Raw genomic sequence first — 10,829 nt, forward strand, 5'->3', positions numbered from 1 at the left:
TTTCAGGTAAATTGCTGACTCAAAACCACTGGCTTGTGGACAGTAATTTTTTTCTTGTGAATCGAAATCATTTCTTTTTCCCGTAGGTCTCCCAGTAGACGGGTGACTGTCACCCGAGTCGAACCGATAGCTTCTGCGATCGCTTGATGGGACAGCTTCAGTTCAATGGTAATGCCATCCCCACAGGGTATCCCAAAGTCACGGCAGAGAATTAATAAAAAACTCACCAATCGAGACTCCATATCCCGATGAGCTAGGGTTTCGATCATCATTTCCGTCTGTAATATCCGAGACGATAGCCCCCGTAACATCAACATTGATAATTCCGGGTTTTCCTTCAGTGCTTTTTCTACCTGGTCAATCGGGGAAGAGAGTAACTCTACAGTTGTAAAGGCAACTGCATGATAGAACCGATCAGATTGGTGACCAGTAATCAGGGATAGAACACCGAAAACCGTATTTTCTCGCAGCAGTGCTACAGTAATTTCTTCTCCTACTTCGTATACTCTAGAAAGTTTTACAGCACCTTTTAGCAAAAAGTAAACCCGTTCAGCTGGATCTCCTGGGAAGAAAATCGTCTTACCTCGCTCATAGGTTTCTACGACTGGTGGAAACGCTCCTCTACCAATCTGACGAAAAACAGCCGCTAGTGGTGTATCCTGCGTCACAACCCTATCCATATCTATTCCTTTGTAGCAATGCCCCTATCTATTTACATTTAAGAGACTTCCGGGGATTTTAAGCCACGGATTAGCTCATTAATCTGGTATATTTAGGCTATTTTAGCGGATTTTCAACAGTTTTATTTAGTTTGTTGTGAACTGCTACAACCGTTTCCAATTCCCCTTGCCCATCAATTTCGGCGGTGGGACCGGTGGCCAATTTAATTTGCCTAGGTCAAGCGCACCGGGCAAGTTTTGAGCTAATTTGCCAACAGGCCAACAGTATTAACTGCTAGTCTATATCTTAGCAAGCTCTTTGCTTGATTTTCCCTTAACCCCTGAGGGGAAAGCGGCGATTAGTAGCAATCATCGTGGAATCGACAAATTTATTTCTAACTACTTAATATCAATCTGAGCTAATTTTTTGTAAAAATTGCTACCAAACACTAAAAACCTCAGGGGTCATGATTGGTGGTGACCTCAGGGGGTAAGCCTGAAGGGTAAACAGGAGACCCGGTTTGGGGTGTGGAGCGAACGGGTATGGGGTGCACAATAGCCATTTCCCGGGTTCTAGCCTGGTCAGTAGCCTCACCAAACCTGCCATAACCCATCCCTATTAAGTCGGGGAGTTAGTGGCTATTTCGCTTTTTGGTGATCGCAAATCGCCAATAGAGGTAGTTTTGTTACCTGACACAGTTGTTTATAAACTATAATAAACGTTTATCTTAAAAATTTATAATAAAAATTATAACAATATAATACTTGACCAGACTTGGGCTCACAATTACCTATTACTAGTTGAGATGGAGCTGAAAAAATCAACGTGGCTGCATTCAGGGATATAATAACTGGGCTGTCAAAGACGGCTAACTAACCTTCAACCCTGACTCATAGCGCGACTCAACCTAAAAACCATGCTCGATCTCAACGGAAAAAATGCTTTTGTCACTGGCATCGCCAACAACCGCTCCATTGCTTGGGGGATCGCCCAACAGTTGCACAACGCGGGGGCAAATTTAGGTGTGAACTTTTTGCCTGACGAAAAAGGTCGCTATGAGAAAAAAGTTCGAGACCTGGTAGAGCCACTTGAACCTAGCATTATTATGCCCTGTGATGTCCGAAACGATGCCCAAATTGAAGCGATTGCGGATGCGATCGCAAAACAATGGGGCAAACTGGACATCCTGATTCACTGTTTAGCCTTTGCCAATAAAGAGGATCTATCGGGAGAGTTTAGTCAGACATCCCGTGAGGGGTTTTCCCTAGCCTTAGACATTAGCACTTACTCCCTCAATCGACTAACAGCAGCTTGGAAACACTTGATGACTGATGGGGGTAGCATTGTCACCCTCAGCTATCTTGGCGGGGTTAAAGTAATTCCCAATTATAATGTGATGGGTGTTGCTAAAGCAGCACTGGAAATGAGTGTTCGTTACCTGGCAGCAGAACTCGGACCCCAAACGATTCGGGTCAATGCTATCTCCGCAGGACCAATCCGGACCTTAGCATCTTCAGCAGTTGGGGGGATCATGGATATGATTCATCATGTAGAGAAAGTAGCACCACTGCGCCGCACGGTTACTCAGGAAGAAGTGGGTAAAGCAGCTGCTTTCTTGTGTAGTGATTTAGCCAGTGGCATCACTGGTCAGGTTTTATATGTAGACGCTGGTTACGAAATCATGGGGATGTGACTAAGAACAATTGCGTTAACTATAGAATTTCAATAAAAATTGATAATTCCTTCGCGCATTCCGTGATGTTTGATGCAATGCGCGAATACTTAACTGAAGAATACTGGCAAATAGGCAGATAACTATTAAGTGAGACTAAGTTAGACAGGAGTAAAGATGAAATGCAAGTAAGCGATAACCTGACGCAGCTCGAGAGCGGACCGATAATTCTCAACACCCAAGAGTCTAAGTTAAAGGCGCGAACAGCCTCAGTCAGGCGTACTACTGGGGAAACTGATGTACAAGTGTCACTGAATTTAGATGGTACAGGTATCTGCACCGCTAATACAGGCATCCCATTTTTAGACCATATGCTGCATCAAATCTCTTCCCATGGACTGATTGACTTGGAGGTGCAGGCAAAGGGGGACCTAGAAATTGATGATCACCACACTAACGAAGATGTTGGGATTACCCTAGGACAAGCCTTGGCAAAAGCATTAAGCGATCGCAAAGGAATTTTCCGCTTCGGGAATTTCCTGGCTCCCCTAGATGAGGCATTGATTCTGGTATCTCTAGATTTTTCTGGGCGTCCTCACTTAAGCTATGGCTTGGAAATTCCTACCCAGCGTGTAGGAACCTATGATACCCAGCTGGTGCGAGAGTTTTTTGTCGCACTGGTTAACCATAGTCAGCTCACCCTACATATCCGCCAACTGGATGGCATCAATTCACATCATATTATTGAAGCAACATTCAAGGCATTTGCCAGAGCAATGCGGATGGCTGTGGAAATTGATCCTCGTCGTGCAGGGATGATTCCAAGCTCTAAGGGGGTTTTGTAAAAGCTATCGGGAAATCCTAAAAATTCATAACATAGGACTTACGCAAATCCCTCAATTTAACGCTACCTGTAGGGTGGGCAAGGTTTTGCAAACCCTACCCATGGAGTCTGTGCGTAAGTCCTGTAACAAACAAAAAGCCATGGGACTAAGAGTTCCACAGCTTTTAGACTGGTCTAAGGAGCATTAACTACATTTGATCGTAGAGTAAGCTAAGCGTGGGCATAGTGCTCGTAACAGTTTTGGTAACGACATGGTTTTTACTCAGCTATATTCCAAAGGACGATTGTCCAAAGGGCACGAGCATTGTGCTAATCCTCATAGATTCAAACGACTAGCGCCCTAGTGCTGACGCTAGTCAACCAATTCTATGCAGTCAGCCCCCCAAGGTACATCATTCAGACCTAGCCAAAGGCCAAGATTCCACCCTTGAGTTTTAGAAAAATCTGGGATTATGTGGTACCACTGGGGGGGATTTAATTTCATTTTCATTCTGGTGTTTCAGCTCAGTGGCAATGATTAGCTGATCAAGGGTGCAGTTGAGCTTTTCCATCATTAACTTAGTCTGCCAAAAGGAGAGCTTAGGCTGCATTTTACCCCTTTCCCAAATGGAAATGGTTTTTTGGGTTACTCCAAGAGCCTCAGCAAGTTCTCGCTGAGTTAAGCCAACTTGCTGGCGCAACTTTAGTAGTGTTATGTCATGATGTTCACGTAGCATCATACTTTACTATATATTTTCCAACGCCATATCATCAACGGTATAAACAAAAACACATAATGGCAGGTAGCCAAAAGCTGCTTTTGCTTTTTGAAACCTAATCATAACGCTTCCAGGTTGTTTACCCCAGCCATCCTTAAATCTACAAATAACAGCTCAATCCGTTATACGTCATCCACCTCCAGTCAAATATGCTTGCTGGTTGGGTAATATTACGGTTGCTTTAATCCCAAAAAGCCATCACTCCAATAAAAGACTTAGAAAAGAGTTAGGTGACCGGCTGTTGGATTAATCGGCATCAGCTGACCTGCTCTGCTGATAGAATGCCACCAAAGCTATTGATTTGATTTATCTTGGCGCGTGATATATCTTGGTTTCAAATCCTGTACTGAAATCGTATTATGACCGCTGTAACTGCCTTAGCTGATGCTCCCGATTTATCCACCGATAACTACCTGGTGGTGGGCTTAGCCACCTGCTTTATCAAAGAAGAGGGGGAAGTTCATCAAGTTCAAATTATTGAACCCATCCCCTCAGCCTCCCTAGAAGCATTGCTTAAAAGCGTTCCTACATCTTACTCAGTGGCTTGTGGTACGACTCTAGGTAAAGTAATCTCAGGGGATAGCCTTCTCAAACCCGCTGAGTTCCCAGAGGATGCTCAGTTTTGCGATGATTTTACCAACCGAGCTCTCGCCGCTGCACGCACTTATAAGAGTTGTCCAGAAGCGATCGCTCATATTCCCCTCGGCACAACCTTTGATAACTTCAACTTTTCCACAGAACGCAAGCGGTTGCTAAATATGCAGCGAGTTGTTACTAAGGAAGATAATGTCAAACAGCACGAGTACACTCACAAGGTTCTGTGACATACTCCTACACTGACTCTGCTCTTACAGAGCCGCTCCGCGAACGAGTGAGCGTGTAGGCTTGAAGCCAACTCCACCCAACGGTATCGGCTTTCGCCGACCCTGCGCGAACGGATACAAGGCCTTTGGCCACGCTACGCGAACGACAAGCTTTATTAACGACACGGTCAGAAGTTACCGCAAGAATAGGGCAGCCTTTATGGTTAGTCGGTTATGCGTAAAGGGTTAAAACTTTATGATTAAGGCTGCCCTATTCTAAGGTTTCCTCTCCGGGATGCCCCGACCCGCCGGAACAATACAAAAATTCGATTTTTTCGCTCTTTAATAGCTGATAAACCAGCATTTAAGGCCTTTGGCCACGCTACGGGAACGGCTTTGTTTATCAGTAGATATATTATAGCAATTCCATACATACCCTGTGCAAAATTCATCCCACACCTATGCTACGCATTAGGTGTGGGGCTTCTTTTGCCGGACAGCTAATCGTTAATCGATTAGTCCAGGGAACAGGGAACAGGGAACAGGGAACAGGGAACAGGGAACAGGTAACAGGGAACAGGTAACAGGGAACAGGGAACAGGGAACAGGTAACAGGTAACAGGGAACAGGGAACAGGGAACAGGTAACAGGGAACAGGGAACAGGGAACAGGGAACAGGTAACAGGTAACAGGGAACAGGGAACAGGGAACAGGGAACAGGTAACAGGTAACAGGGAACAGGGAACAGGTAACAGGGAACAGGGAACAGGGAACAGGGAACAGGGAACAGGTAACAGGGAACAGGGAACAGGGAACAGGGAACAGGGAACAGGTAACAGGGAACAGGGAACAGGGAACAGCGATGCAGTCGCTCATGGTTTGGGTTCTGTTTGGGTCACCTGCGTCCGCCCTGCATCCCTGTAAGCCCCGTGGAAACTACAACCGTTGCTCATGGGGGGGAGCCCATCATGAAGGCACTGGCTCCCCTCAGGTCGGCGCTGCATCGCTTAAAACCCTCTTTACTATTGCCTATTGCCTATTGCCTATTGCCTATTGCCTATTGCCTATTGCCTATTGCCTATTGCCTATTGCCTATTGCCTATTGCCTATTGCCTATTGCCTATTGCCTATTGCCTTTTGCCTTTTGCCTATTGCCTATTGCCTATTGCCTATTGCCTATTGCCTATTGCCTATTGCCTATTGCCTTTTGCCTTAAAAGGATCAGCAATGTTGCTCAAACGCTGCTGATAATTGCTATAACCCGCAATTATCCTTTTACCAATTACTAAGGACTAACGACTATTTCTCTAACAACTTCCAGCCACCATCCCAGTCATCGTTAGGAGGTTCTTGAAGAAAACGCTGACAACGGTTCAGGTGCAATACAGAGGCTTGGTCATGTTTGTCATATTTTTGTAGAATGGTGCCAAACTCACTCATGGCGAGGGCGAACTGTCGCTGGAGGTAATACTGACGGCCTTTGTAGTAATGTTCTATTATTCGTGCTTTGTACTCCGAAATCGGTTCAGATTTTAGGCCCACTAATTCATAAATCGATACTGGCTTGGTCTTGCCCTTAACAATTACCTTATCCAATTCCCTGGCCCAGATCTGGTCAACACAGGCTCTGTAAGTATTTTCACTAAGCAGGATGTCACAACCGTATTGCTTGCTAGCCGTTTCCAAGCGAGCACCTAAATTGACTCCATCACCAATAGAGGTAAACTCCATTCGTTTAGTTGAACCCATATTACCACTAATGACACTATCGGAGTTGATGCCAATGCCAATCTTTAAGGGTTTGCGCTTAGCTTTAACACGTTGTTGATTAAAGTCTTTGAGACGGCGGCGCATCTCTAAAGCAGTTTGCACTGCTCTCCAAGCATGATCCTCTTGGGGCAAGGGCGAACCAAAAACAGCCATAATCGCATCGCCAATGTATTTGTCGAGGGTACCTTTATATTCAAAAATTGCATCCACCATCGACTCAAAATAGTCGTTGAGCATACCCACGACTTCTTCTGCGTTTAAACTTTCGGTCAAGGCAGTATAGCCACGTATATCGGAGAACAGAACTGATACCTCTTTGCGATCGCCTCCTAATTTATGGTCATCGAGCTTAAGTAATTCCTCTGCTAACTCCTGGGTCATGTAGCGATACATGGTAGTCTTGAGGCGTTTTTCATCACTAATGTCATCCATGACTACCAACGCACCATAGACATGGGTTTGATCGCTGGCATCAGCAATAGAGTTAATCGAGAGATTCACACAATGCTTGGTTGATTCTAACCCCTGGGAGATCAGGGTTTGATCGGGGTAGTACTGACGGCTGTCTTTTTCCGTCTTGGCAGTTAAAGCGTTCTGGAGCCATTGAGCAAAATTTCCCCCTTTGATGTTAATCAACTGACTAACCGATAACCCCTCCAAGCTGTCTCCAGGGTAATACCCCAGCAATTTCTTGGCACTTTCATTGGTAGCGATAATCTTACCGGTTTTATCGGTGGAAATCACTCCATTACTGAGGCTGCGCAGCATATCCCGCTGAATTTGTTCCTGCTGTTTGATGGTGGCAAACAGTTTCGCTCGCTGTATGGCTACCCCAGCTTGAATATTGAACGCCTTCATGTATTCTTCATCAATGCGATTAAAACTTGCTTGCCAGCATTCCGGAGCTTTAGGCCAATCATTCGGATTATAAGGCTCAAAATCACCGGTCTTTTTCTTGTTGACTAGCTGGGTTACACCTATTAACTCTTGATTGGAGTTATACACTGGCATACACAACAGGCTACAGGTGCGATAACCAGATTCCTGATCAACTTTTTTAGAATTGTCAGAATTGGGATGATCATATAGGTCAAAAGGAATATTTAGAGCTTCACCGCTTTGAGCTACCTTGCCGGCAAAGCCAACCCCCATTGGGATCCGGATTTCTTGGGATAAACCATCCGCTTGGGGAATTTGCGCCCACAGTTCATTACGCTCTCGGTCAATTAGCCACAGGGTACTACGGTCGGCTTTCATCAGCGTTTTCGCCTCATCCATCACCCGCTTGAGGGTTTCGTCTAGATCCAAACTGCTGAGATTGAGCGATTCTGTGGCTTTGATCAGTGCTGTTGCTGCTCGCTGTCTCTGGGTAGCTCGGTACAAGGACTTGGAAGATTCTAGAACCAGCCGCATCGAAGGGGCAAAATCGTTAAACAGTTTTTGATCTTCCTCAGTAAAGCCCTGTTGATCAATTTTTTCGTTTAAGGAAGCGTTCTGTGTATAGGAATTTTTGACCTTATTGAGTAATTGGACTACGGCAACTAAATCTCCCTGTCGAGTCAACAGGGGTAATGCTAGCAGGGTATAGGTGCGATATCCAGTTTTTTGGTCAGACTTTTTGGCAGTGTTAGAACGAGGGTCATCATAAAAATCGTAGGGAACGTTAACCACCCGTTTGAAAGTAGCTACTTCACCAACAATGCCCTGATCAGCTGGAAATCGCAGTTCTCCTAAGGTGTTGTTTCCCTCTCCCTTTGCCACTACTGACCAAAGTTCGTTCTTGTCTTCATCCAGAAAAAATATTGTTACTCGGTCGGCATTCATTAACTCTGCCGTTTTGAGAGTAATCGCATTCAAAATCTCCTGGAGAACCTTCTCAAAATCTTGGTTTTCCAGTAGAGCGTCCAGCATCGACAGGGTTTGATTGACGATCTGGAGTGCGCTTTCTACACTTGGGACTACTTGTTTTAAACTTTCCCGGTTTAAAGGCGCTAGGAAGTTAGATATCCCTTGTCCCGCCGCAACTAGCGAACCGGCTGCTGAGGAATTTGCCTCAGATATGCTCCCCTTTTCCACCTGATTTGAATTGTGTTGATAAACAGATGCAGCTACCATAGAATTATCCTGCGCTAAAGCTTTTGATTTGCTGAAGCGATCTAATGATGGCGTCTTTTTGATACTTATTGACTCTTAGATTGATACTTATTGACTCGTCAGAGCCAGTTAACCGAATTGATCTGGGTTTAAGGCTAATCTGTTGATTACCTAGAGAGCACCTTCTATGCTGGCCGCTGAGTAGATTTTTTCTGATTGAGAGTTAAATATGGCCTGACTGGATTATAGTGCATTCTAGATTAATTTGTCAGTAGCTTAATTAATCAATTGCGATCCAACTATTAAACTAATCCATCACAACCTCACAAGTTTTAACATTTAGCTCTCTCGAATTTTCGTTGTTTGGCCAACGTCCTGTCTTCCCACTGTGCATGTCTTACGCCAGCTAGCAGCTTGGGACAACAAGGAAGCCGCAAAATTCATAGCGTCTTGAGCCGACTGTCCGCCAGCTAACTGAGCGATTTCTTCCTGCCGCTTTTGGGGATGATTCAGGAGGCTAATCCTTACTACAGTTCGAAGCTCGGGCATTCCAGATTCCGGGATTTGGGTAACTACTTGAGTACTGCCAGACCGGTTAACTTGAGGGGAAGATGGTTGTTTCAAAATGCTAGAAATCGGTTGAGCAATCACCTGTTTATCCACCCTAAAATGTTGGTCTGCCATCGCAGCAATTAACGGTTGGTGAGTCACACAAAGAACTTGGTGGCGTTGACTGAGTTGGTAGAGTCGTTCTGCGATCGCTCCTGCTACCCGACCAGACACCCCAGCATCAATTTCATCAAAAATTAAGGTTGTTCCTGGCTGGTTACTGCTGGAAAAACAGGCTTTCAGTGCCAGTAAAAATCGACTCATCTCTCCACCGGAAGCCGTCTTAGCAAGAGGTTGCAAGGGTTCTCCGGGGTTGGGAGAGAAGTAAAAGGTGACTTGATCGGCACCAGCTGCCGTGGGGACAATGGGGCTGATTTCCACTGTAAACTTTACCTTCTCCATAGCCAAGGGCTTTAACTGGTTAACCAGCTGTTTTTCAAGTTCTGACCCAGCCCTATACCGCAATTTGGTCAGTTGATCACATTCATCGGTCACGTTTGACTGACTCAAGGCATAATTTCTCTCTAACTCTTCTAGAGATGCACCTTCACTGCCTAATTCTTCTAGTTCTGCCCGTAGGCTCTCATAGTGAGCGATTGCCTTAGCAAGGGTTGGTCCATATTTGCGGCAAATTTGTTTGAGAACCCCAATTCTTTCCTCCACCACTTGAAGACGTTCCGGATCAGTCTCTAGTCCATCTCCATAGGCATTAATCTGATGGGCAGCTTCCGCCACTTGAGCCAATGCTCCACTGACTAAGTCTAGCAGAGGTTGCAATTGACTATCATAGTCTACCATATGCTGCAAGGTACTTTCCGCTTGACCCAATAAGTCAGCACTAGCTAAAGTCCCGTGATCATTATGGTAAAGTGCTTGATAGACTTGGTAACTCCTCTGCTGGAGTTCCACCACATGGTTCAGACGCTGGTGTTCAAGTTCTAGCTGTTCGAGTTCGTCAGGAGCGGTAAGGTTGGCAGCACTGAGGTCTTGAATTTGATACTCCAACCAATCTAGACGTTGTAGGCGTTCTTGCTGAGACTTTTGCTGTGTTTCTAGAGCTTTCTTGGCCTCTTGACAAGCCATGTAGGCAGATGCCACTCGATCTCGCTGCTGGATCACAGGGGAACCGCCGTAAAGGTCGAGTAGCCCTCGTTGGCGTGCTGGCATAATAAGCTGTATTGTTTGACCCTGAGCAGTAATTTCTACCAAGCGCTCACGCAGTCCCTCCATCAGTTGCCGATTGACTATCGTGCCATTGACCCGAGAACGCGATCGCATGCCTTTTTCTGTGGCGGTAATCTCCCGGCTACAGACTAAATCGGCTTGATCAAGTAAGTCAATCTCTTGCTCACTCAACCAGGCAATCAAGGGGTTATCTACATTGAAGGTGGCTTCTACCAAAGCCCGTTTAGTCCCTGTGCGAATCAGCCGATTGGTTACTTTCCCCCCCAGGGCAATGTCAATGGCATCCAAAATAATGGACTTACCTGCACCGGTTTCCCCAGTCAACACATTTAGGCCAGCACCGAATTCCACTTCTAGGTGGTCAATTAAGGCAAAGTTGTGAATTCGCAAATAAAGTAACATTGAGCAAAATTCACTGTTGGGAAAATTGTGTT

Annotated in this window: 9 protein-coding genes; 4 read left to right on the forward strand and 5 right to left on the reverse strand. The window is 45.5% G+C overall.

Annotated elements, in window-relative coordinates; all coding sequences use genetic code 11:
• Positions 1 to 2: 2 nt before the first annotated feature.
• Positions 3 to 680: a global nitrogen regulator NtcA gene (gene ntcA / locus F6J90_RS13940; protein ID WP_070391512.1), complete on the reverse strand. Its 678-nt coding sequence runs from the start codon at positions 678 to 680 to the stop codon at positions 3 to 5.
• A gap of 896 nt (positions 681 to 1,576) precedes the next feature.
• Here ntcA and fabI point away from each other — a divergent pair.
• Positions 1,577 to 2,353, forward strand: coding sequence for an enoyl-ACP reductase FabI (gene fabI, locus F6J90_RS13945; RefSeq protein ID WP_293094199.1), 777 nt, complete (start codon positions 1,577 to 1,579; stop codon positions 2,351 to 2,353).
• Between the two features lie 161 nt (positions 2,354 to 2,514).
• Entirely contained in the window at positions 2,515 to 3,177 is a 663-nt protein-coding gene (gene hisB, locus F6J90_RS13950; protein ID WP_293094202.1) for an imidazoleglycerol-phosphate dehydratase HisB, read from the forward strand.
• A 433-nt stretch (positions 3,178 to 3,610) separates the two neighbouring features.
• On the opposite strand, the gene F6J90_RS13955 is transcribed toward hisB, so the two are convergent.
• A complete protein-coding gene (locus F6J90_RS13955) occupies positions 3,611 to 3,895 on the reverse strand; it encodes a helix-turn-helix transcriptional regulator (protein ID WP_293094205.1) in 285 nt (94 codons plus the stop codon).
• Positions 3,896 to 4,293: 398 nt separating this feature from the next.
• Between F6J90_RS13955 and F6J90_RS13960 the strand changes: the two genes are divergently transcribed.
• The gene (locus tag F6J90_RS13960; protein ID WP_293094208.1) at positions 4,294 to 4,758 is read left to right on the forward strand and encodes a hypothetical protein; all 465 of its coding nucleotides are present in this window, start codon (positions 4,294 to 4,296) and stop codon (positions 4,756 to 4,758) included.
• Between the two features lie 486 nt (positions 4,759 to 5,244).
• Here the strand turns inward: F6J90_RS13960 and F6J90_RS13965 are convergent, their stop codons facing one another.
• On the reverse strand, positions 5,245 to 5,613 hold the full coding sequence (locus F6J90_RS13965) for a hypothetical protein (RefSeq protein ID WP_293094211.1): 369 nt from the start codon (positions 5,611 to 5,613) through the stop codon (positions 5,245 to 5,247).
• Here F6J90_RS13965 and F6J90_RS13970 point away from each other — a divergent pair.
• Positions 5,612 to 5,953, forward strand: coding sequence for a hypothetical protein (locus F6J90_RS13970; protein ID WP_293094214.1), 342 nt, complete (start codon positions 5,612 to 5,614; stop codon positions 5,951 to 5,953). The genes F6J90_RS13965 and F6J90_RS13970 overlap by 2 nt on opposite strands.
• Positions 5,954 to 6,036: 83 nt before the next feature.
• Here the strand turns inward: F6J90_RS13970 and F6J90_RS13975 are convergent, their stop codons facing one another.
• Together F6J90_RS13975 and recN are read right to left on the reverse strand one after the other, a co-directional pair.
• Positions 6,037 to 8,622 (reverse strand): adenylate/guanylate cyclase domain-containing protein, encoded by a 2,586-nt coding sequence (locus F6J90_RS13975; protein WP_293094216.1) that lies wholly within the window; start codon positions 8,620 to 8,622, stop codon positions 6,037 to 6,039.
• A 318-nt stretch (positions 8,623 to 8,940) separates the two neighbouring features.
• Positions 8,941 to 10,797: a DNA repair protein RecN gene (gene recN / locus F6J90_RS13980; protein WP_293094218.1), complete on the reverse strand. Its 1,857-nt coding sequence runs from the start codon at positions 10,795 to 10,797 to the stop codon at positions 8,941 to 8,943.
• Positions 10,798 to 10,829: the final 32 nt, after the last annotated feature.

It is taken from the genome of Moorena sp. SIOASIH (assembly GCF_010671925.1).
Taxonomy (GTDB): Bacteria; Cyanobacteriota; Cyanobacteriia; order Cyanobacteriales; family Coleofasciculaceae; genus Moorena.

Coding starts and splice junctions, on each gene's coding strand:
- ntcA (WP_070391512.1), bottom strand. CDS start 680: ATGGATAGGGTTGTGACGCAGGATACACCACTAGCGGCTGTTTTTCGT.
- fabI (WP_293094199.1), top strand. CDS start 1,577: ATGCTCGATCTCAACGGAAAAAATGCTTTTGTCACTGGCATCGCCAAC.
- hisB (WP_293094202.1), top strand. CDS start 2,515: ATGCAAGTAAGCGATAACCTGACGCAGCTCGAGAGCGGACCGATAATT.
- F6J90_RS13955 (WP_293094205.1), bottom strand. CDS start 3,895: ATGATGCTACGTGAACATCATGACATAACACTACTAAAGTTGCGCCAG.
- F6J90_RS13960 (WP_293094208.1), top strand. CDS start 4,294: ATGACCGCTGTAACTGCCTTAGCTGATGCTCCCGATTTATCCACCGAT.
- F6J90_RS13970 (WP_293094214.1), top strand. CDS start 5,612: ATGGTTTGGGTTCTGTTTGGGTCACCTGCGTCCGCCCTGCATCCCTGT.
- F6J90_RS13965 (WP_293094211.1), bottom strand. CDS start 5,613: ATGAGCGACTGCATCGCTGTTCCCTGTTCCCTGTTCCCTGTTACCTGT.
- F6J90_RS13975 (WP_293094216.1), bottom strand. CDS start 8,622: ATGGTAGCTGCATCTGTTTATCAACACAATTCAAATCAGGTGGAAAAG.
- recN (WP_293094218.1), bottom strand. CDS start 10,797: ATGTTACTTTATTTGCGAATTCACAACTTTGCCTTAATTGACCACCTA.